Consider the following 21,260-nt stretch of genomic DNA (forward strand, 5'->3'; position numbering starts at 1 on the left):
TATTTTAAACCTTTAAATTTGGCATTAAGTTTAAGAATGCCTGCGAATTAGCACTGTATTTCTTCTTATCTAGTTTAAAATAAAATGCCCCTTTTTTAGAACCTGTTCTATCTTTTTCGGCCAGCTTGATCAATAGTCCAGTCGACGTAATTTTACGGCTGAAATTTCTGGTATCGATTTTAGTATCGTTTACTTCCTCAAAAAGAATATGCAATTGTGGGATAGTGAATTTTTTAGGGAGCATTTCAAATAAAATAGGATGGAGGGCAGCCTTGTACCTTAATTTTTTTCGGGCATCGGCAACCATTTGGTTATGATCAAAAATAAGTTTTGGCCGATCGTTGATCAAAAACCATTCAGCTTCGTAATCATCATTTAACTGTGCCTCATATTTGTGGATATCAATGAGGGCAAAATATCCAACAGAAAGTGTTCTTTCAATTGGGTCGCGGCCAGGTTCTCCATAAATCTGCATCTGCTCCAGGTAAACACCTTCCAAACCCGTCATTTTTTTGAGTACCCTGTTCGCTGCATCGTCCGGACTTTCATCAGCACCCACAAAGCCCCCCATTAAACTCCATTTGTTTATTTCGGGTTCCAAACCCCGCTTAACCAACAGAATTTTAAGGTGTTCGCCATCAAATCCAAATACGATGCAGTCAACAGCAACAAGATAATGTGGCTGCCTAGAATATTCAATCATTTTTTATCCGAAATTTTAATGGGCTTAATATGTTCAAATTTTCACGAAAATAAAAATTATTATTAATTGTCGTTTTGACAATTAATAATAATTTTATAATTTGGCGGCTTAGATAGATTGAGCTAATTGCTTTCTTTTCTCTAACCAATTGAAAATAAAAATGAACCAAACATTCGAACTCGATAGTAATCCACACACCAGGTTAAATATATTAACTGGCGAATGGGTTTTAGTTTCTCCGCACCGTACTAAAAGGCCTTGGCAGGGTAAGGTTGAAGATATAACGCCAGATAATCGCCCGGAATATGATCCTAAATGTTATTTATGTCCTGGTAATGGCAGGGCAGATGGCGATAGTAATCCAGAATATACCGAAAGCTTTGTTTTTAACAATGATTTTGCTGCGTTGCTTGAAGATACACCTGCTGGCGATATGAATGAAGATGACTTGTTGGTAGCTAATAATCAGAGAGGACTTTGCAGGGTGATCAGTTTTAGTCCGAAACACAACCTCACACTTCCCGAAATGAGTGTCGAAGCCATAACTGCTGTGGTAAATGTTTGGCAAAATGAATTTAATAGTCTTGCCGCAAATGATTGGATCAAATACATTCAGATTTTCGAAAATAAAGGCGAAATAATGGGCTGTAGTAATCCACACCCACATGGTCAGATCTGGTCGCAGAGCGACATTCCATTAGAAATTGCCAAAGAAACCGAACGTCAGAAAACATACTATGCTATTCACAGAAGAAGTTTGCTTAGCGATTACTTAAAACTGGAGCAAAAGAAAAAAGAGCGTATTGTATTCGAAAACGATCATTTTGTGGTACTTGTACCTTTTTGGGCGGTTTGGCCTTACGAAACCATGATTATCAGTAAACGCCATGTAAATAGCATTAAATTGTTTACAGAGGTTGAGAAGAAGTCGTTAGCTGAAGCCATTAAGGTACTAACAACCAAATATGATAACCTGTTCGAGACCTCTTTTCCATATTCAGCCGGTATGCATCAGGCACCAGTAAACAACGGCTATTGCCCTGAATGGCACTGGCATATGCATTTTTACCCACCGTTGTTGCGCTCGGCATCAGTTAAAAAATTTATGGTAGGTTACGAAATGTTGGCCAATCCTCAACGCGATATTACCCCAGAGTTTGCCGCTAATCGTTTAAAAGAAATGTCTGTAACACACTATAAAATCAATAAAACTGAAGGCTAAAATATTAAATAATGAATGCACAACATTTAAAAAATACATTTAAAAAACTTTTCAACGCTGAGCCTATTTTAGTGCGTTCGCCAGGAAGAATAAATATTATTGGCGAACATACCGATTACAATGGGGGCTTTGTAATGCCTGCCGCTATTGATAAGGCCATTTATGTAGCCATATCGAAAAGAGAAGATGATGAAATACATTTATTTTCGGAGAGTTATCAGCAATTTGATATTTCATCGATAAAAACCCTGAAAAAATCAGAGAACAGTTGGGCCAATTACATTTTAGGCGTTGCCGATCAGTTAAAAGAAAGAGGCCATCGGTTGGGTGGCTTTAATTTTTATATCGATGGAGATGTGCCTTTGGGCGCTGGTCTATCATCGTCTGCGGCTGTTGAATGTGCTACTGGCTTTGCGCTCGATCAACTTTTTTCGCTTTCCGTTCCGAAAATGGATATCGCATTGATTGCACAAAAAGCAGAACAGACTTTTGCTGGCGTTAACTGTGGTATTATGGATCAGTTTGCCTCTGTATTTGGTAAGAAAGATCAGGCCATTATGCTCGATTGCAGATCAATGAAACACATTTACATCCCATTAAAATTAGATGGCTATAAACTTTTGCTTTTAAATACGAATGTAAAACATGCACTTGCCGATTCTGCTTACAACAAAAGAAGGTCACAGTGTGAACAAGGTGTTACCTGGGTAAAGGAGCATTATCCAAATGTAAACACCCTTCGTGATGTAGATTTAACCATGTTAGAAACCCATGTTAAGCCAAAAGATCTGGATGTTTATACCAAATGTAGTTTTGTAGTGAAAGAAATCGGTCGTTTATTAACCGCTGCAGAGCAACTGGAAAATGGTAATCTGCATGGTTTGGGTAAGCTGATGTTCGAAACCCATGAGGGCTTAAGCAAAGATTACGAAGTAAGCTGTAAAGAATTAGATTTCCTGGTTGATGCGGTTAAACCTCTTGATTATGTGTTAGGTGCCAGGATGATGGGTGGTGGTTTTGGTGGTTGTACCATCAATATTGTTAAAGAAGAAAAAATTGCTGATTTAATTGAAGCGTTATCTTCAGAATATTTATTGCAGTTCGGACTGAAGCTTGGTTCCTACACCGTTCAAACTGATAACGGAACCAGCTTATACAGTTAAAATTTAAATAACCCAAGGTATACTAACCAAAATAAATCAATGAAAAATAACTTATTAGACACGAAGGATTACATTGTATTTGCAATTTACTTCGTTATTGTGGCCGCTTATGGGCTCTACATTTACAACAAGAAAAAGTCAGAATCTACGGGCTCTAAAGATTATTTTCTTGCTGAAGGCTCTTTAACCTGGTGGGCAATCGGCGCATCATTAATTGCATCTAATATTTCTGCAGAGCAGTTTATCGGGATGAGCGGTTCAGGCTTTAAAATGGGATTGGCCATTGCAACCTACGAATGGATGGGCGCTTTAACCTTAGTGGTTGTTGCGGTATTCTTCATTCCGGTTTACCTGAAAAACAAAATTGCTACAATGCCACAATTCCTACATCAGCGTTATAACGGAACGGTAGCCATGATTATGGCTGTTTTCTGGTTATTACTTTATGTTGTAGTTAACCTAACCTCAATCCTTTATTTAGGCGCTTTGGCGGTAAGCAGTATTTCTGGCTTCGATTTAAGTTTCTGTATGTACGCCATAGCAGGTTTTGCCATTATTATTACGCTTGGCGGAATGAAAGTTATTGGATATACCGACGTTATCCAGGTGTTTTTCTTAATTCTGGGTGGTTTGGCCACTACCTACTTGGCTTTAAACTTAGTTTCTACTCATTATGGAACGACAGGTGTTTTTGAAGGCTATAGTTTAATGACTTCAAAGGCTTCTGAACATTTTCACATGATTTTAAAGCCAGATAATGAAAATTATATCGATTTACCTGGTTTAAGTGTGCTTGTAGGTGGTATGTGGATTGTGAACTTAAATTATTGGGGCTGTAACCAATACATTACTCAACGTGCTTTGGGTGCTAACCTGGAGACTGCCCGTGGAGGTATTCTTTTTGCTGCATTCTTAAAATTATTAATGCCAATTATTGTTGTGCTACCAGGTATTGCAGCTTATGTTTTATATAAAGATGGTGCCTTTCAGGCAGAAATGCTGCAGGATGGATCAGTAAACCCAGATCGTGCATACCCTGTATTGCTGAATTTACTACCTGCTGGATTAAAAGGACTTTCGTTCGCAGCATTAACCGCGGCAGTGGTGGCTTCTTTGGCTGGTAAAGCAAATAGTATTGCAACTATTTTTACGCTGGATATTTATAAGAAAGTATTAAAGCCCGATGCTACTGAGAAAAATTTAGTAACAACAGGTAAGATTTCGATTATTGTAGCGATGATTCTTGGCGTATTGATTGCACCACATTTAGGAATCGATAAAAAAGGTGGTTTCCAATATATCCAGGAGTATACAGGTTTTGTTTCCCCAGGTATTTTTGCCATGTTTATTTTAGGTTTCTTTTGGAAAAGAACAACCTCAAGTGCAGCACTATTCGCTACCATCGGTGGTTTCGGTTTGTCAATTTTGCTTAAATTCTTACCTAAACTTACAGACCTTTCATGGTTATCACGAATGGGGTTCTCTGTTAAAAATGCAGCTGGAGTTTATGAAATTCCGTTCCTCGATCGTATGGGCTTTGTATTTGTATTCTGTATCCTTGGTATGGTGATCATCAGTTTAGCGAGCAACAAAGTTAAGGCAGAAGCTAAAGGATTAGCCATCGATGCTAAAATGTTCAAAACCTCTACCAGTTTTGCAGTAGGAGCTTTAATCATTATCGGATTATTGGTTGCACTTTACAGTGTATATTGGTAAACGAGAGTGTATAAAATAGGAAAGGGATAAAGTCATTAGATTTTATCCCTTTTTTGTATAACGCCGAAATTAAGTCGGAAAGGAACCTTTGAACCATGTTAAGAGATTTCTCCACTCCGGAGACGACGATACCCCATAGAAGCTCGTTTTCACTACAATAATTTTCTTAAGCCCATGACCATTGGTGTTAGATTTAAGGTAGAAAACTTAATGTCCTTCATTTCTTAATGTTAATGGTCACCTGAAGTGATTAGAGTCTGCCCTTTATCCTCTTCAGTAGCCAATTTCTTCACCAGCCACGGCAAGGTAAGTCCTTGTCCGATTAAGGTAAACAATACCACTACAACAGATATAAATATAATAGCATTACGCTGCGGAAATGCACTTCCATCCGATAAAGTAGCTGGTAATCCAATTGCGATGGCCAATGAAACAATACCTCTCATGCCCGACCAACTGATAATCAAACTGTTCCTGAAATCGAGCAATGCCCCCTCTGTAATGCGGTGTTTTCCTTTCTGAAAGGCTTTTTGAAGATTGAATTTTTGTAGGAAAACCCGGGCCATTCTTAACAACAGCGCAACAATAGTAATCACCAGTGAATAACCTATGTAAGGTAAAATATCGGCACTGTTAATGTTTTTGTATACATAAGGGAATTGTAGCCCAATTAAAATGAAAATGAGCCCATTCAATAAAAAGATAATGATGTCCCAAATGTTTTTAGATTGGTTTTTAAGTTGCTCCGGAAATACTTTGTTGCTGAACCTCGAAATACCCAATCCTAAAATAACAACTGCAATAACACCAGAAACATGTACTTGTTCTGCAATTAAATAGGTAACAAAAGGCATCAATAACATAAAACTAATGGTAGCTAAACGGTTACTATGGATTCTTTTAATAATGAAAGCGAGAATTTTCGACATCACCATGCCGATTAAGAATCCGCCAGCCATTAAAACAGCAAATTCAAGCGATGCTTTCCAAAATACAAAGGCTGTTCCTGTTACGGCGGCAACTGCAAAACGATACGCTACCAGTGCTGAGGCATCGTTAACTAAACTTTCACCCTCCAAAATAGTATTGGTTTTGTGTGATAAACCCAGTCCTTTGGTAATACTCATGGCAGCAACTGCATCAGTAGCAGAAAGAATTGCACCTAATACAAAAGATAACGGCCAGCTCATCCCAGGAATCATATAGTGGGCAACTACAGCAATACCAATAGCGGTGATAAAAACCAGTGTAATAGCCAATGTAAATATGGTGTTGATATTGGTTTTAAATTCCTTGAATGAGATATTAAAAGCAGCATCGTAAAGCAACGGTGGTAGGAATATCAGAAATATAATTTCAGGATTAATATCAATTGGTGGTAAAGATGGAACAAAACCCACTGCTATTCCAGCTATAATCAATAAAATAGGATAGGGGATTTTAATTCGATCAGCAATGGCAGAAAGGCCAATCATCACAGCTAAAATAAATATTACAATGGCATAATTTTCCATATCTGCAAAACACGTTTTTTAATAGAGATCGAAACACTTGCTTGCAAAATATAGGTTTAGAACTGAATTAAAAAGTTTCTGACCGAAATAAATTAATCAATGAAACGATGGAGATGTTTAGAATTCTACTGTGGTAAATGCATTTAAATTTGAAGGAGAAAACCTTAATTTCCTTCAATTCTTAATGGTCAACAAAAAGGAAACGCTAACTAATTGCTGAAACAAGACATTACCTTTTAGGATACTGGAAAATTATAGCAGCGCAAGCGAGGGAAGCTTTAATAAGAAACTAACGCTGTAACCTTGGCCTTTTGCTTTTAAAAGGTTGGTTGTTTTGTGGTTTTGCTGTTTTGGCAGTACTTTCCTCTTCCGATATTTTAACTGTAATTACATTACCTTTAAAAGTTTCACCATTTAAGGTAGATACAATATTCTTGGCATCCGGTAAACTGTATATTTCTAAAAAAGCATAGCCCTTACACTTACCGGTAGCTCTATCGCGAACAATTTTAATCGTTTCTACCCTACCATGAAGGCTAACCAATATTGCCAAATCCATCTCTTGGATATTGTCAGGAAGGCCACCTATAAAAATCTTAACCATTAATTCAGTAATTTGAGAGAACATCCGGTTAAATCAAACATAAATCCAGAATTGTTCTTTTAGACCTGCAAAATAAGCAAAATGATATTCTTACCCAAACTAATTGAATGAATTTTGCTTCATTTTTATCAAAAATTTGTGAAGAGCAGACATATATATTGATGTTGACAGACAGAAAATGTACATTCGCTTTCTAATCATCAAAAAATAGGTTAAAATATGAGCATCTCTAAGTTAAAATCTATACTCATTATCGCATTATTCCTCTTCAGTTCGCTACTGGTACAATCAAAAATTTTATTGCCATCAGTATTTAGCGATAATATGGTTTTGCAACAAAAAACAAATGCTGCCCTTTGGGGTAAAGCCACAGCTGGTAAAGCAGTTAAGATAACGGTTTCGTGGAATAAAATTAATTATGGAGCCATTGCCGATGCCAGTGGCAATTGGAAAATTAAAGTGGCAACGCCAGGTTACGGCGGACCATATTCCATCACCATTTCTGATGGAGAATTGTTGGTGCTAAACAATGTATTAATAGGTGATGTTTGGATTTGCTCAGGCCAGTCGAATATGGAAATGCCTTTAGCGGGCTGGGGGAAAATCCTTAATAGCGAAAAAGAAATTGCTGAAGCTAAATATCCAAATATCCGTTTATTGCAGGCAGATCACATTACCAGTAATTTTCCTATAAACGATGCTAAAGTAGCAAATGGCGGATGGCAGGAATGTAGTCCAAAATATGTTGCAGAATTTTCTTCTACTGCTTATTTCTTTGCCCGCGAAGTGTATGAAAAAACTAAAATTCCTATTGGCCTGATCCATACCTCTTGGGGAGGAACAATTGCTGAAGCCTGGACAAGTGCCGAATCGCTTAAAAAAATGGCCGATTTTTCTGCTGCAGTTGATAAGATCCAAAAATCAGCTAAAAATCCTTCAACAGTTTCTTACGAAGAAAAACTGCAGACTTGGGTTAAAATGACAAGTGAGAAAGATTCCGGATATCAGGCTGGTGAAGCGAAATGGGCTTTGGTGGAAACTGCAAATTGGAAAAGCATGACTTTGCCAACCTTGTGGGAGGACGCAGCACTTAAAAATTTTGATGGTATAGTATGGTTTACTAAAAAGGTTAACATCCCCGAAAACTGGAAAACAAACGGAGCCAGGCTTAATCTAGGCACAATTGATGATAATGACATCACCTTCGTAAACGGAGTAAAAGTAGGTGAAACGGTAGGGTATAATATTGGTAGAACATACGCAATACCTGCAAACCTGCTTAAAACAGGTGAGAATACCGTAACCGTAAGGGTTTTTGATAGTGGTGGTGGCGGTGGTATATATGGTGATGCCAAAGATTTGAGCTTCACAAACAACACGGCTGAGAAAATTTCTTTAGCTGGCGACTGGAAATATAAAGTGGGGGTAGATTTTAAAAATGTTGAAGCAAAACCTTACGAAGAAAATGGCCCTAACAGACCAACCGTTTTGTACAATGCGATGATTCATCCTTACCTGCAATTTTCAATTAAAGGTGCCATTTGGTATCAGGGAGAGAGTAATGCCGATAGGGCTTACCAATACCGTGAATTATTTTCAACGATGATTAAAGATTGGCGCCAGAAATGGGGGCAGGGAGATTTTCCATTCTATTTCGTTCAACTGGCCAATTTCATGCAGATTGATCACGAGCCTGTAGAATCTGCCTGGGCAGAGCTTAGAGAAGCCCAACAAAAAACACTTGTACTGCCAAATACAGGTATGGCGACCATTATTGATATCGGTGATGCAAAAGATATTCACCCTAAAAACAAACAAGAGGTAGGTAGAAGGTTGGCCTTAATTGCCCTGGCTAAAACCTATGGTCAGAAAATAAACTATTCTGGCCCCGTTTATCAATCCAATAAAGTAGAAGGAAAACAGATCCGTTTAAATTTTGGCAATACAGAAAATGGATTAAAAGCCGCAGATGGCGCAACACTAACCGGTTTTGCCATCGCCGGAGCAGATAAGAAGTTTTATTGGGCCAAAGCAAGTATCCAGGGAAATCAGGTTATAGTAAGTAGCGATCAGGTAGCAAATCCTGTTGCAGTTCGTTATGCATGGGGAAATAATCCTGTGTGTAACCTTGTTAGTAAGGATGGCTTGCCGGCATCACCATTCAGAACAGATACCTGGCAAGGCCTTACCTTTGCAAAGAAATAATTGATAAAAATTTGTGCAATGTGTGTGGTTAAATCCGTGTAATGCAGGCAATATTTAAAGTTACGCTGTTCTTTATGGCTTACTTTATATTTTTACTGCCTAACCGGAAATTATGCCAAATACTTTATCAGACCAGGAAACCATTCTCCTGATTGCCGACCTAGAAGAAAAATTATTAGATGGGTTTAAAAGGACAGACCTGAACACACTCGATTTATTGTTTGCCGATGGAATGCTTTTTCATGATCAGTATGGGAATGTGTTGGATAAGGAGATGGATCTGGATGCGTATCGGAGTGGCATGATCAAAATCACTAAAATCAACGTGTCCAAACGGGAAATACGTGTTTTTGAATCCATCGTTATTGTTTCTGCAAGTCTTTTTATTAAGGGAAGTTATTCAAATATTTTAATTAACGGCAAATATCAATGGTTAAGGGTTTGGGGTAAAGTGAAAGAGGATTGGAAAGTAATTTCTGCCAGTTGTACAAGCATTTCAGTATAAAATATTTGCTTAAAAATAAGAACGGGGAATAACCAATGGCTATCCCCCGATTCTAAATTAACGCTCTCTAGATCTAATATAGAACTAATCTCAGTTTCAACCAAAACCTGATGGGCGAACAAGGCCAATGCTTACCATGGCGAGTTAAAAATAGGTGTATATCACAATGTTGGTGTAAACCTCCGGCTTTGCAAACTGTATAATTTTTTATCTTTCAATTTATTATTCTTAGCGATTAGGCTTACTTTAGCCAACTTAACGGCGTTTTTTATAATTGTTTGAATATAAGGTTACTAAATCGTTTTAATATTCGCTCATATTTATTAGTTTTATAAAATATTATCTAACCAATAATCCTTTTATGAAAAGAATATTTACCTCAATCTATTTTCTGGTTTCCTGTCTTTCTATTTATACTTTGAATGCCCAGAATTTAACTGAATTCAATAAAGCACCTTTAAAACAGCATGTTTATGTGCAATTGCCAATAGGGAGTATTAAAGCCAAAGGATGGTTGTTAAAGCAACTAGAACAGCAAAGAGATGGTGCAACGGGAATGGCAGAAGAGTTATACCCTGAAAAAGATAATCTGGGCAAAAACTCCGATTGGCTGGGAGGCGATGGAAATGGATGGGAGCGGGTACCATATTATGTTAAAGGTTTAGTAGCATTGGCTTATACCTTAGATGATCCTATGTTAAAAACGAAAGCACAAAAGTATATCGATTGGACTTTAAACAATCAGCAGACCAACGGATTATTCGGCCCGCCGAAAATGAAAGATTGGTGGCCGCGTATGCCAATGATGTATGCTTTGCAAAGCTATTATGAGGCCACAAATGATAAAAGGGTAATTCCTTTTCTGTCAAAATACTTCAAATATGAACTGGCCAATCTTGATAGCGATCCCTTAAAGGAATGGGGTAAATCAAGAGCTGGCGATAATATGGAAATTGCCATTTGGCTTTACAATAAAACCGGTGATCAGGATTTGTTAAAACTGGTAGAAAAGTTAAAACAACAGGCATACCCTTGGATCGATATTTATAGCAACAACGGGTTTTACTTTTTTGGTGATGATTTTCAGCCAAAACATATGGTTAATGTAGCTCAAGCCTTAAAATTTCCAGTGCTTTATGCACAACTTCAAGATCGTCCTTCTAATCTTGAAGCACTTTCTAAAGGTATAGCGCACATTATGCACGACCACGGCCAGCCAGAAGGTTTAGGTTCAGGAACTGAATTCCTGGCGGGTACAAGCAGCATAGAAGGCGTAGAAACCTGTACTGTGGTAGAATGGATGCAGAGTTTGGAAACTGCGGCCAAGGTTATTCATGATGCAAGAATTGGCGATCAATTGGAAAAAGTAGCTTTTAATGCTTTGCCGGCCCAGTTTAGCCGCGATTTTAAGAACCATTCATATTATACATTACCTAATCAGGTTCAAAGCATTCATGGTGAGAATGGCTTTAATCAAGATTATAGCTCAGGTATTGTTTCTAGTCCCTATTCAGGTTTTGGCTGCTGTCGCTATAACATGCACATGGGCTGGCCTTATTTTGTTAAAAATAGTATAGTGGCTACCCCTGAGAAAGGCTTGGCAATAATTACCTACGGCCCAATGGAAATAGAAACTGTGGTAGCCGAAAACAAAAAAATAAAAATTACTGAAGAAACAAATTATCCCTTCGAAGAACAGATCAGGTTAAAAGTGAGGCTTACCGCTTCTGTATCCTTTCCATTAATTTTAAGAATCCCAGCCTGGAGCGTAAAACCAAGTATTAAATTAAATGGAACTACATTAAAAGGGATAAAAGCTGGCGAAATGTTTGCCATATCCCGAGAATGGAAAGATCAGGATCAATTAGAATTGAATTTTCCGATGCAAATTACTACTCAGGTCCAAGTAAACAATTCCGTTAGTGTAGAACGCGGGCCTATTGTGTATGCATTAGAAATTAAGCCAGCAAATAAGGTAACCAAAACACATCCGGTTGTTGGCTTTACAGATTACGAAATCCGTCCGGAATCGGCGTGGAACTATGGTTTAGTATTAGATAAAGGTAATTTAAGCAACATTAGCGTGGTGAGTGCTACGATGCCCGAAAATCCATTTATTGCAATAAATACACCGATTAAATTAAAGGTTCAGGCAAAAAAGATTCCATCATGGGGATTAAGCTATAACAAAGTTGCTGCTTTTGATGTACCCTTTAGTCCAATTACGTCTACCGAAAAACAAGAAGAAGTTACCTTGGTACCTTACGGATCTGAAAATATACGCCTAAGCTGTTTTCCTGTAATCGGTATGCCAAAAAAAATAAATAAATCTTTGGTCGAAAATTTTGATCAGGGAATGGCCAGTAATTGGGTTTTTTATGGCGGTGGCTGGTTTTGGAAAGATGGACAGGTTAATTCGGCATCAAATTCAGGTTCTGGTGGTTATGGCATAAATGGATCTAAATATGTAGCTAATGGAACCGATTTTAAAGATTTTACTTATCAGGCAAATGTTAAAATCAATACCCCGGGCGATGCCGGTTTAATGTTCAGGGTTTCTAACCCGGCAATTGGTCCCGATGCTTACCGAGGGTATTATGTGGGGCTGGATCAAGCCAATGGAACGGTGCTTTTAGGAAAAGCTAACGGGCAAAAATGGACCGTTATAAGCTCAGGAAAATATCCTGTTGAGATGAACAAAATGTATACTTTAATGATAGTGGCGAAGGGAAATAAATTTGATATTTTTATAAACGGATCGGCAAAACCCATTCTTTCTGCAACAGATAGTCAATATCAATCCGGTAGTATAGGATTAAGAGCGTATAAAGCTTTGGCTAGCTTCGATTCGGTAAAGATTAACGCTTTTTAACAACGGTTCAGGTTGGTATTGAACTTTACGGCAAGGAATTTGTTAACCTATTATCAATAAATAAAAATAAGATTATGAAATTATACAAATCAATTCCTATAATGCTCTTTACCCTCGCGCTTGCAGCTGGTTGTGTAAGTAATAAGAAATATGCAGAACTTCAGGATACCTATTCCAAGTTAAGAGAAAGGAACCAGGAGTTAAGTAATAAATACCAGGATAGCCAACGCGAACTTAGCGGCAGTACCAGCAGGGTTAAAAGTTTAGAAGAACAGATTGCCTCAGAAAAAGCCAATGTAACTGCATTGCAGGATGCTTTGAACAAATGTTTAAATTCTAGTAACCAGGGCAATGTTAACATTTCGAAACTGGTTGATGAAATTAACAGTTCGAATAAATACATCAAACAACTGGTAAATGCCAAAAACAAAAGCGATTCGCTTAATATGGTGCTAACCAATAATTTAACCCGTTCATTAAGCAGAGAAGAACTTGGAGATGTTGATGTACAGGTACTTAAAGGTGTTGTTTATATCTCATTGGCTGATAATATGTTATACAAATCAGGTAGTTATGAGGTTTCTGATAAAGCTGGAGAAACATTAAGTAAAATCGCCAAAATCATTAAAGATTACGATACTTATGATGTGCTGATTGAAGGTAATACCGATAATGTACCTATCGCTCAAACCAATATCCGAAACAACTGGGATTTAAGTGCCTTGCGTGCTTCGTCGGTGGTTCAGGTATTGCAAACCAAATATGCTGTCGATCCTAAGCGATTAACCGCAGGCGGACGTGGTGAATTTAATCCAATCGCTGATAATACAACAGCAGGAGGGAAAGCGAAAAACAGGCGCACACAGATCATTATTACACCTAAGTTAGATCAGTTTATGGATCTGATCGGAAAAGCGCCTGAACAGTCTCAAAAATAAAATCAGAAATAATAATCATTTTAAAGGGTTGAAATTAATTTTTCAACCCTTTTTTATTTGTAAAGCTTTCTCTTTTCCCTTTTATATTTTGCTAATTTTGCACGCGCTCCTTAAAAGTTATGAGAACACGAATAAGAAAGCACCTTCGCACAGCAAAATATATCGTTTACAAAGAAACTTTAATCGATTTTAAAGAACATTTCTGGACATTTATAGGTGCCTTTGTAGGGGTTGGTAGTATTGGGTTACTTAATTCGAAATACTTTACTGCAAATGATAATTTATTTCTAATCGGTTCTTTTGGGGCTTCATCGGTACTCATTTATGGTATTATCAATAGTCCGCTTGCACAACCGAGAAATTTAATCGGCGGCCATCTGGTGTGTGCCATAGTAGGCGTTACCATTCATAAGCTTATTCCTGGTGAAGTTTGGTTGGCTGCTGCCTTATCTGTTTCATTATCGATCGTACTAATGCAGATCACAAAGACCCTTCATCCCCCCGGCGGTGCAACTGCACTAATTGCCAATATCGGGTCTGCTAAAATTCAGTCCTTGGGTTATTTATACGTGCTAAGTCCAGTATTATCAGGTGCTTGTATCCTGTTAATTGTGGCTATTATTGTCAATAACAGAACCTCGCACCGTAGTTATCCCAATAATAAAAATTGGTATAGGGTGTGGTACAGATACCGCAGGTAAACAATTACCTATAACTATATTCTTATGGCGCATTTAGCCATTTAATAAATGTATATTTGATTATATCAGTAATTAAATAATCTAATTACATTACTTTTCTCTCGCTGATGTACCATTGCTGTATTCTCTAATCTTAAATTTTAGATGAGTATTTTTTATTCCAATCACCGAATTGTTTATGCAATGATGATTGGTCTTATCAAACTGTAAACATTTAAAAAATGAGTAGAGACAAAAAGAAAGAGGCTAGTGTAAACAAAAAGGCACCCTCAGATTATCAATCAGGAAAAGGTAAGTCGGCAAAAGTAGAGACAGATTTATTTGCAAAAAAGCCAGGTAAAAATGGCAAGTAACGATCCGAAAGTTCAGGCAAAAGTTTTTTTGTACGAACTTAATAATACAAGACATGAATATGGTTTTTCTGCAACTGAAGAATGGACTTTAAATTTGGCGACCAATAATCAGAAAAAGGATCTGGAGAATAAATATTATCCCTTATTATCCTTAACCATAGCACCGGAAAATATAATGGGTATGCTCGATCTTTTGCAAGAGAAGCTTGGAACTGCAATTACCAACATTAAGGATGAACTTAACCCCAAGAAAATTTCAAAAGAATCTGTTAATCTATTGGCTTATTGTACAGGAAGATTAAAGTATTAATTGTAAAATAGAAGAAGGTGTATCATTACAGTGAATCGTTATCTCGACCGTAGCGGAGAGATCTTTTTAATATAGTCCACAGATCTCTCCACTACGCGTTGCTCCGGTCGAGATGAAGCCGATTTAGAATCTGTCATTGATAGCCTGTCGGAAGGTTTAGTGTATTTTTAAGCGTTTGAACAAGCTGAAAGTGACAAATTCGAATCTGAAATAAACTTTGTGACTACGATAAATGTAGCTCTTTTAGCAGCGCTTACTATTTTTGTTGCAGCTGTCATTTTGTAATTCTTTATATTATTGTATATAAAAAATCACTGCATTCATGAAAAGGGTTTAAACCAACCATTTAAATGCAAAAAGATTTGTAATCATACTGATATAAAAATCAGGAAATACTTATTTTTACCTTTTGCTGGTTTAAATAAGCTGTGACTTGGTTTAACATAATGCTTCTTGTTGCCCTCACTGCAGATTTCAAAACTTCAGAACTTACGCCTAAACGGTTAGCCCAATAATTTCGATCTGTTTCTTCAGATAATAAGATGATTTCTTCTTTAATGCTCGAGGTTTGGATGAGATTTTTCATAATTGGGATGATTAATTCAGTTAGTAACACGCACAAGCTCGATTTGGTTCAATAAAAATAGATTTTTTTATTTATAATAACAATTTGTAAAACAGCTGTTTAAAAGAAAATAACATTTTAATTATAACTAAATAGAGCCGAAAATGGTTCATTTTCTTCTATTAATTCATTTTAGTTATAATAAAAGGTACATGCAATAATTAATAATTGTGCAATAAAATGATTATATGTATTTTTAATTATACATAAAATGACTATAATTGCCTATTATTTATAAAAAAAAATATTCTGTAATGGGTGATATGAGGAAGGGAAACGTTACTCAGATTGACTTTGAATATGGACACGGAATCATTATTGACGAAAATGGCCAGGATATTCACTTTCAATTAGATAATATATCTGATCAAATTGATATAAATTCAAAAATAATTTTTGAAATAGAGTTACATAAACATGGTTTGGTAGCGGTTAACGTTAAATTAGAAATGGAAGAAATAAGAGGTTAGTTTCACATAGCCAAGCAAATTAATATTATATATTATTGTTGGTCATTTGCAGTGGTAAGCTGAAATAAAATGTAGAACCTTTACCCAATTTGCTTTCTACCCAAATTTTTCCCTGATGCCTTTCAATTACTTCGGCACAAATATACAGGCCAACCCCAAATCCTGCAATTGTTTTAGTGTCAGGGCTCTCTACGCGGTAAAAGCGGTCAAAAAGTTTGGGTATATCATTTTCCCGAATGCCTATGCCTTCATCTTCCACACTTACAATTACATAATCCTTTTGTGTTTCGCACTTTATTGCAATTAAAGAGTTTTTTTTTGAGTATTTCGCTGCATTTCCAATCAGGTTAGTAACTACGTTGCCGATTTTCTCCATATCGGCATTTACAATTATTTCTTCTGTACCAATCACCTGGATGAAATGGCTGGGTAAAACAATTCTATTTTCTTCGGCTATGGTTTTAATCAAGTCAACAAGGCTAAAATTTGTTTTGTTCAATAAAATTTTGCCAGCTTCTAATAATGATACATTTAAAAAACCATCAATCATTAACGACATTTTTTTTAACTGAACATTTACCTTATCAAGTATCTGAATGGTGAAGTCGTTATCGGTTTCTTTAAATTTATGCTGTAAAAGTTGTACATAAGCACTTAACGATGTTAAAGGAGTTTTGAGCTCGTGACTTACCATACCGATGAAGTCGTTTTTTCTAATTTCATCCTGTTTATGTTCTGTAATATCCAAAACTGCTCCGGCAATATAAACGGCTTTTCCTTGTTCGTTATAATAGGCTTTTCCTGCGGTCCTTAACCATTTGCTTTTAGCGCTTATGCCACTTAAATTAATTTGGTATTCGATGTTAAAAGCATTTCGGTGGTGTAATGCACGTCTTATGCCACTAGTAAGATGCCCGATGTCTTCCGTATATATCAATGATTTGGCTTCTTCTATACCCAACCTATTGTTTTCCAGTTCGTAAATTTGTTGTGCCCTTTCTGATAAAAGTACCTGCTTGCTTTCCAGATCGATATTCCATGAACCCATTTCTGATGCATCCATGGCTATTTTTAAAATGTCTTTAGCTTTAAGTAGTTCTTTTTTAAAATTTACCTGTTCAGTAATATCTTTAATAATCACTAAAATCCTGGTTACTTCATTTTTATCATTTTTTAACGGCTCATAAAAAGCTATAAAATAACCGTCTGAAACTGGTGTTGAAATTTTTAATTCATTGAATATTAAAGGTTGGCCATTTTTAAAAATATCTTTTACACGTGCTAAAAGCGCTTGCTGTTTTTCGAGATCTGGTCGTGCCTTTTCTTGTGGAATCCCGATTACTTCTTTCCTGGTTTTGCCCCAAAGTTTTAATATGTTATCGTTTGCATATTCTGTAATAAGCTCTGGACCTTTTAATACGCACATGCCGAGAGGGGCCTGCTCAAAAAATCCTCTAAAACGTGCTTCACTTTCTGAAAGTTCAAATAAAATATGCTCAAGGTCATGTTCATCTAGTGGAATTTCCCTTAATGAACAGATGATATATTCAACCGGGCGATCGTTTTGTAATACTGGCGAAAATTCCAATTCCCATTTTACGTTTGGTGAGTTGGAATAGATGGGATGAATAACAAGGGTACTTTTTGCCTTAAGCCTGCCTACTTTCTGAACTGTTTTAATCAGAAGCACTTTTTCAGCAGCAGATAAGAGGTTTGGGATGATGTTAATATCATAGAATTTTAATTTTCCTCCAACCCGCTCTATTAAAGCTTGGTAAGCATCGTTATGTTCTACCACCACCAATATCGGTTTTACTTTAAAAATGATTATAGGACTCTTAGCGTGTTTTAACAGTGCTTTTAAGAATGGAGAGGCTAAATCTATCATAAATTTAAGTTGACACTTTTCCAAATATAATCGTTAAGCAGTTAATCACCAACCGATTTGTAAGGATGATATAATATTTATCATACAGAATAGTATAAATTGTAAGTGTGTTGTTTTGCCGTTTGTTTGGAAATCATTAAAGCTTAGTGTATAATGATCTTATTTGATACCCTGAATCTGTTGCTTGTAAAAATGGCAGATAATATTTCGTTTCTTCAGTTAGGAAAAGGCACTCATAAAAGATTACAAGTAGTAAAAATTGCATTAATATTTTATGCAATGGAATTTATTTATGTTATATCAGTATCAAAAAATTGTAAAGTCAAAAGTGTAAAAATCGGTTGCTTAAATGTAAAGTAAGACTTTACTTGGTGATTATGACTTATTTGTAAGACAATTTTGGTTGATTTTTTATAAAAAATGATGTCTTTTTAAGCAGAAAAAAAGTTTTTATGAGTTTTTTTTAAAAATTATTTATTTGGTAATCAGTGTGTTGTATTTTGTTTTTAAATTAAATATTTGATTTAAGCGATTTAACACTTCTCACTTACATTTTTTTAAAAATTTATATATATTTGTTCTTACCCTTTCGAGGGTATGTTTTTCATAGGTAGATGTAGGGTCAGAACAATGTTCTGGCCCTTTTTTGTTTTAATGGATTTAGAAAAACTATTTTTGTGTTATGATGAAAAAGAAAGTGATTGTTGCGGTTACAGGTGCCAGCGGTTCTATATATGCAAAGGTTTTATTTGACCGGTTATTAAAATTAAAAGATCAGATTGAGGCTGTTGGTGTAGTAATGAGCGATAATGCAAAAGCGGTTTGGCAATTCGAACTTGGAAATCAGGATTATAACCATTTTAAAGATTTTACCTTTTATAACAAAAACGATTTTAATGCCCCTTTTGCCTCAGGCTCGGCAAAATACGATACCATGATTATCATTCCTTGTTCTATGGGAACTTTGGGTAGGGTAGCACATGGAATATCGAACGATTTGATTTCGAGGGCAGCAGATGTTGTGTTAAAAGAACGCAGGAAATTAATAGCCGTAGTAAGAGATACCCCGTTCAGTTTAATCCATATCAATAATATGAAAACTGTAACTGAAGCTGGTGGAATCATCTGTCCGGCTAATCCGTCTTTTTACAGTTTGCCTCAAACAATAGAAGAAGTTGCCGGCACGGTAATTAGCCGGGTGTTAGACCTTGCAGGTTTCGAACAGGAAAGTTATCGTTGGCAGGAGCAGTAATTGTTATTTTGCCAAAGTTTAGATATTTTTGGTCGTTTTAAACCAATATTATGAAACTATATTTACGCTCTATCTTATGCTGCGCAGCTTTATGTGCTTTTTTTTCTCAGGTTAACGCTCAGCAGGATTTTCTAATTAATTCAAAAAACGACACTTTAAAAGGTGAAATAAAAAAACAATTAATCGGTTTTTATCGGTTCAAGCCAGAGGGAGGTAGCAGTTTTAATAAAATTCCAATCCGCGAAACCAAAGAATTTTATAAAGTAGAAAAAGAGATAAATTATCTCGTCAAAGTACGTCCGGATAAGAGCACTCCGGACTTTTTACAAAGATTGGTTAAAGGCAAAATTGATTTGTTCGAATATTACAGACAAAACGGGAATAATCAATACGTAGTGTTCTGGTATGCCAGCAAACAAAACGGACAATTGTTTGAAGTGAAAAGTAACCAGATCTTTGGCTCGCGGAAGGAGCGGAAAGATAATATGTATAATTTAATAGCTGATAATCCGGGCTTGCTGGAAAAATTTAAAAAGGATGACAATTATAGCTTTGAAGCGGTGAAAGAATGCATTAAACTATATAACTCAAACTAAATAGTCTATACTCATGCTAAAATTAAGCTTTATTGTTGTCGCTTTGTCCATTTCAGGTATATGTTTGTCTGGCTGTGAAAAAAGAGCCTGCCCTGAAGGAATGCACGAGTTGCGTTTAAAGGATGGTACTACTATATGCGTTCCGAACAATTTATAGTCTGTAATTTGTCAGTTCTCAAAACTCAAAACCAACAACTCCGAACAAATTTCCTATCTTTGCAGCCTCAATGAAAAAGGTCGCATTTTATACATTAGGTTGTAAACTCAATTTCTCCGAAACATCAACCATCGGTCGTTTATTTACCGATGCAGGTTATGCCGTAGTAGAATTTCAGGATCAGGCCGATGTTTATGTGATCAATACCTGCTCCGTTACCGAGCATGCCGATAGAAAATGCCGTAAAGTTGTTAAAGAAGCTTTAAAATATTCTCCTAATGCGTTTGTGACTATTGTGGGTTGCTATGCGCAGTTAAAACCACAGGAAATTGCCGAAATAGAAGGCGTTGATATGGTTTTGGGTGCTGCAGAAAAATTCAGGATAGTGGAATATATTACTGATTTAACCAAACAACCGAAAACACTTATTCATCAGCAAAATATAGAGAAAGTAAACCATAATTTTATTGCCTCTTATTCAATAGGCGATAGAACACGTACTTTTTTGAAAGTACAGGATGGTTGCGATTATCCTTGTACATACTGTACCATTCCTTTGGCACGTGGTGCAAGCCGTAGTGACACCATTGAAAATGTGGTGAACCGTGCAAAAATGATTGCAGATACCGGTGTTAAAGAAATTGTTTTAACGGGTGTAAATCTTGGCGATTTCGGAATCAGAAATGGCCAGCGCGAAGATAAATTTTTTGACCTGGTTAAAGCTTTGGATGAGGTAGAAGGAATTGAAAGAATCCGTATTTCATCTATTGAGCCGAATCTTTTGAGCAATGAGATCATTCAGTTTGTATCCACTTCTAAAAGGTTTGTTCCGCATTTTCATATTCCACTACAATCAGGTTCTGATAAAATTTTAGGTTTAATGCGCCGTCGTTACCGTAGCGATTTGTATGTTGAGCGTGTTGCCAAAATTAAGGAGGTAATGCCGCACTGTTGTATTGGCGTGGATGTAATTGTTGGTTTCCCAGGCGAAACGAAAGAAGATTTCTTGGATACTTATCGGTTTTTAAACCAGCTTGATATTTCTTATTTACACGTATTTACTTATTCTGAACGCGAATTAACAGCTGCAGCCGAAATGAAGGGCGTTGTGGCGGGCAGCGAGCGTAACGAGCGTAGTAAAATGCTCCATATTTTATCTGATAAAAAACGCAGGGCTTTCTACGAATCTCAAATTGGTGCCGAAGCTGAAGTGCTATTCGAGGCAGATCAGAAATCGGGTTACATGCATGGTTTTACCAAAAACTATGTAAAAGTACGTGCAAAATACGATCCGGTTATGGTAAATGAATTGAAAGCGGTTAAGCTTTTAGAAATTACTGCCGATGGTGAAGTGGAAGTGGCCGAACTGGAAACTATTCACGCACATCATTAGTTTAGTCTAGGGTCATTGGTAGGAAGTCGCTAATCAAAATTGATATTTTCTCATCCTCCCGGTTAGTCATCCT

The 21,260-nt window shown here is 36.5% G+C and carries 19 protein-coding genes; 14 read left to right on the top strand and 5 right to left on the bottom strand.

The window, feature by feature from the left end; genetic code table 11:
• Positions 1-4: 4 nt before the first annotated feature.
• Entirely contained in the window at positions 5-703 is a 699-nt protein-coding gene (locus ACN9MR_RS07165; protein WP_108196800.1) for an NUDIX hydrolase, read from the bottom strand.
• Between the two features lie 160 nt (positions 704-863).
• On the opposite strand from ACN9MR_RS07165, the gene ACN9MR_RS07170 reads away from it, so the two are divergent.
• Genes ACN9MR_RS07170 through ACN9MR_RS07180 form a run of 3 tightly spaced genes read left to right on the top strand, consistent with a single transcriptional unit; the run spans position 864 to position 4,804 of the window.
• Positions 864-1,925, top strand: coding sequence for a UDP-glucose--hexose-1-phosphate uridylyltransferase (locus tag ACN9MR_RS07170; RefSeq protein ID WP_426328932.1), 1,062 nt, complete (start codon positions 864-866; stop codon positions 1,923-1,925).
• Between the two features lie 11 nt (positions 1,926-1,936).
• Positions 1,937-3,088 carry a galactokinase gene (locus tag ACN9MR_RS07175; protein ID WP_426328933.1) on the top strand — a complete coding sequence of 384 codons (1,152 nt, stop codon included), beginning with the start codon at positions 1,937-1,939 and terminating at the stop codon, positions 3,086-3,088.
• Positions 3,089-3,127: 39 nt separating this feature from the next.
• Positions 3,128-4,804 carry a sodium/sugar symporter gene (locus tag ACN9MR_RS07180; RefSeq protein ID WP_426328934.1) on the top strand — a complete coding sequence of 559 codons (1,677 nt, stop codon included), beginning with the start codon at positions 3,128-3,130 and terminating at the stop codon, positions 4,802-4,804.
• 230 nt (positions 4,805-5,034) lie between these two features.
• Here the strand turns inward: ACN9MR_RS07180 and ACN9MR_RS07185 are convergent, their stop codons facing one another.
• Both ACN9MR_RS07185 and ACN9MR_RS07190 read right to left on the bottom strand, forming a co-directional pair.
• The gene (locus tag ACN9MR_RS07185) at positions 5,035-6,318 is read right to left on the bottom strand and encodes a Na+/H+ antiporter (protein WP_426328935.1); all 1,284 of its coding nucleotides are present in this window, start codon (positions 6,316-6,318) and stop codon (positions 5,035-5,037) included.
• A gap of 289 nt (positions 6,319-6,607) precedes the next feature.
• Positions 6,608-6,922 carry an RNA recognition motif domain-containing protein gene (locus ACN9MR_RS07190; RefSeq protein WP_426328936.1) on the bottom strand — a complete coding sequence of 105 codons (315 nt, stop codon included), beginning with the start codon at positions 6,920-6,922 and terminating at the stop codon, positions 6,608-6,610.
• A 219-nt stretch (positions 6,923-7,141) separates the two neighbouring features.
• On the opposite strand from ACN9MR_RS07190, the gene ACN9MR_RS07195 reads away from it, so the two are divergent.
• The 7 genes from ACN9MR_RS07195 to ACN9MR_RS07225 all read left to right on the top strand — a co-directional run bounded on the left by ACN9MR_RS07195 (position 7,142) and on the right by ACN9MR_RS07225 (position 14,806).
• Complete coding sequence (locus ACN9MR_RS07195; RefSeq protein WP_426328937.1) at positions 7,142-9,127, top strand: sialate O-acetylesterase; 1,986 nt, start codon at positions 7,142-7,144, stop codon at positions 9,125-9,127.
• 112 nt (positions 9,128-9,239) lie between these two features.
• Complete coding sequence (locus tag ACN9MR_RS07200) at positions 9,240-9,632, top strand: nuclear transport factor 2 family protein (protein ID WP_426328938.1); 393 nt, start codon at positions 9,240-9,242, stop codon at positions 9,630-9,632.
• A 361-nt stretch (positions 9,633-9,993) separates the two neighbouring features.
• Positions 9,994-12,504, top strand: coding sequence for a beta-L-arabinofuranosidase domain-containing protein (locus ACN9MR_RS07205; protein WP_426328939.1), 2,511 nt, complete (start codon positions 9,994-9,996; stop codon positions 12,502-12,504).
• Between the two features lie 74 nt (positions 12,505-12,578).
• Positions 12,579-13,442, top strand: coding sequence for an OmpA family protein (locus ACN9MR_RS07210; protein WP_426328940.1), 864 nt, complete (start codon positions 12,579-12,581; stop codon positions 13,440-13,442).
• A 119-nt stretch (positions 13,443-13,561) separates the two neighbouring features.
• Positions 13,562-14,143, top strand: a complete 582-nt coding sequence (locus tag ACN9MR_RS07215; protein WP_426328941.1) for an HPP family protein — start codon at positions 13,562-13,564, stop codon at positions 14,141-14,143.
• A 221-nt stretch (positions 14,144-14,364) separates the two neighbouring features.
• Positions 14,365-14,496 (top strand): hypothetical protein, encoded by a 132-nt coding sequence (locus ACN9MR_RS07220; protein WP_262711735.1) that lies wholly within the window; start codon positions 14,365-14,367, stop codon positions 14,494-14,496.
• On the top strand, positions 14,486-14,806 hold the full coding sequence (locus ACN9MR_RS07225) for a hypothetical protein (protein WP_426328942.1): 321 nt from the start codon (positions 14,486-14,488) through the stop codon (positions 14,804-14,806). The genes ACN9MR_RS07220 and ACN9MR_RS07225 overlap by 11 nt, the downstream gene beginning before the upstream one ends.
• 385 nt (positions 14,807-15,191) lie before the next feature.
• Here the strand turns inward: ACN9MR_RS07225 and ACN9MR_RS07230 are convergent, their stop codons facing one another.
• A complete protein-coding gene (locus ACN9MR_RS07230) occupies positions 15,192-15,392 on the bottom strand; it encodes a DUF3606 domain-containing protein (protein ID WP_426328943.1) in 201 nt (66 codons plus the stop codon).
• Between the two features lie 260 nt (positions 15,393-15,652).
• On the opposite strand from ACN9MR_RS07230, the gene ACN9MR_RS07235 reads away from it, so the two are divergent.
• Positions 15,653-15,901, top strand: a complete 249-nt coding sequence (locus tag ACN9MR_RS07235; protein WP_426328944.1) for a hypothetical protein — start codon at positions 15,653-15,655, stop codon at positions 15,899-15,901.
• Between the two features lie 25 nt (positions 15,902-15,926).
• On the opposite strand, the gene ACN9MR_RS07240 is transcribed toward ACN9MR_RS07235, so the two are convergent.
• The gene (locus ACN9MR_RS07240) at positions 15,927-17,789 is read right to left on the bottom strand and encodes an ATP-binding protein (protein WP_426328945.1); all 1,863 of its coding nucleotides are present in this window, start codon (positions 17,787-17,789) and stop codon (positions 15,927-15,929) included.
• 682 nt (positions 17,790-18,471) lie between these two features.
• Between ACN9MR_RS07240 and ACN9MR_RS07245 the strand changes: the two genes are divergently transcribed.
• The 3 genes from ACN9MR_RS07245 (at position 18,472) to mtaB (ending at position 21,187) form a co-directional block, all read left to right on the top strand.
• Positions 18,472-19,041 carry a UbiX family flavin prenyltransferase gene (locus tag ACN9MR_RS07245; protein WP_426328946.1) on the top strand — a complete coding sequence of 190 codons (570 nt, stop codon included), beginning with the start codon at positions 18,472-18,474 and terminating at the stop codon, positions 19,039-19,041.
• A gap of 50 nt (positions 19,042-19,091) precedes the next feature.
• Complete coding sequence (locus tag ACN9MR_RS07250) at positions 19,092-19,637, top strand: hypothetical protein (protein WP_426328947.1); 546 nt, start codon at positions 19,092-19,094, stop codon at positions 19,635-19,637.
• Between the two features lie 227 nt (positions 19,638-19,864).
• The gene (gene mtaB, locus ACN9MR_RS07255; protein WP_426328949.1) at positions 19,865-21,187 is read left to right on the top strand and encodes a tRNA (N(6)-L-threonylcarbamoyladenosine(37)-C(2))-methylthiotransferase MtaB; all 1,323 of its coding nucleotides are present in this window, start codon (positions 19,865-19,867) and stop codon (positions 21,185-21,187) included.
• The last annotated feature ends 73 nt before the right edge of the window (positions 21,188-21,260 follow it).

Origin of the sequence: Pedobacter sp. R-06 (assembly GCF_049913135.1) — a bacterium.
In the GTDB taxonomy this organism is placed as follows: Bacteria; Bacteroidota; Bacteroidia; order Sphingobacteriales; family Sphingobacteriaceae; genus Pedobacter.

What these genes read in the sequence shown, in the direction of transcription:
- ACN9MR_RS07190 (WP_426328936.1), bottom strand. Translation starts at nt 6,922, where the DNA reads ATGGTTAAGATTTTTATAGGTGGCCTTCCTGACAATATCCAAGAGATG.
- ACN9MR_RS07230 (WP_426328943.1), bottom strand. Translation starts at nt 15,392, where the DNA reads ATGAAAAATCTCATCCAAACCTCGAGCATTAAAGAAGAAATCATCTTA.
- ACN9MR_RS07180 (WP_426328934.1), top strand. Translation starts at nt 3,128, where the DNA reads ATGAAAAATAACTTATTAGACACGAAGGATTACATTGTATTTGCAATT.
- ACN9MR_RS07175 (WP_426328933.1), top strand. Translation starts at nt 1,937, where the DNA reads ATGAATGCACAACATTTAAAAAATACATTTAAAAAACTTTTCAACGCT.
- ACN9MR_RS07195 (WP_426328937.1), top strand. Translation starts at nt 7,142, where the DNA reads ATGAGCATCTCTAAGTTAAAATCTATACTCATTATCGCATTATTCCTC.
- ACN9MR_RS07240 (WP_426328945.1), bottom strand. Translation starts at nt 17,789, where the DNA reads ATGATAGATTTAGCCTCTCCATTCTTAAAAGCACTGTTAAAACACGCT.
- ACN9MR_RS07165 (WP_108196800.1), bottom strand. Translation starts at nt 703, where the DNA reads ATGATTGAATATTCTAGGCAGCCACATTATCTTGTTGCTGTTGACTGC.
- ACN9MR_RS07250 (WP_426328947.1), top strand. Translation starts at nt 19,092, where the DNA reads ATGAAACTATATTTACGCTCTATCTTATGCTGCGCAGCTTTATGTGCT.
- ACN9MR_RS07185 (WP_426328935.1), bottom strand. Translation starts at nt 6,318, where the DNA reads ATGGAAAATTATGCCATTGTAATATTTATTTTAGCTGTGATGATTGGC.
- ACN9MR_RS07225 (WP_426328942.1), top strand. Translation starts at nt 14,486, where the DNA reads ATGGCAAGTAACGATCCGAAAGTTCAGGCAAAAGTTTTTTTGTACGAA.
- ACN9MR_RS07170 (WP_426328932.1), top strand. Translation starts at nt 864, where the DNA reads ATGAACCAAACATTCGAACTCGATAGTAATCCACACACCAGGTTAAAT.
- ACN9MR_RS07210 (WP_426328940.1), top strand. Translation starts at nt 12,579, where the DNA reads ATGAAATTATACAAATCAATTCCTATAATGCTCTTTACCCTCGCGCTT.
- mtaB (WP_426328949.1), top strand. Translation starts at nt 19,865, where the DNA reads ATGAAAAAGGTCGCATTTTATACATTAGGTTGTAAACTCAATTTCTCC.
- ACN9MR_RS07220 (WP_262711735.1), top strand. Translation starts at nt 14,365, where the DNA reads ATGAGTAGAGACAAAAAGAAAGAGGCTAGTGTAAACAAAAAGGCACCC.
- ACN9MR_RS07245 (WP_426328946.1), top strand. Translation starts at nt 18,472, where the DNA reads ATGATGAAAAAGAAAGTGATTGTTGCGGTTACAGGTGCCAGCGGTTCT.
- ACN9MR_RS07205 (WP_426328939.1), top strand. Translation starts at nt 9,994, where the DNA reads ATGAAAAGAATATTTACCTCAATCTATTTTCTGGTTTCCTGTCTTTCT.
- ACN9MR_RS07215 (WP_426328941.1), top strand. Translation starts at nt 13,562, where the DNA reads ATGAGAACACGAATAAGAAAGCACCTTCGCACAGCAAAATATATCGTT.
- ACN9MR_RS07200 (WP_426328938.1), top strand. Translation starts at nt 9,240, where the DNA reads ATGCCAAATACTTTATCAGACCAGGAAACCATTCTCCTGATTGCCGAC.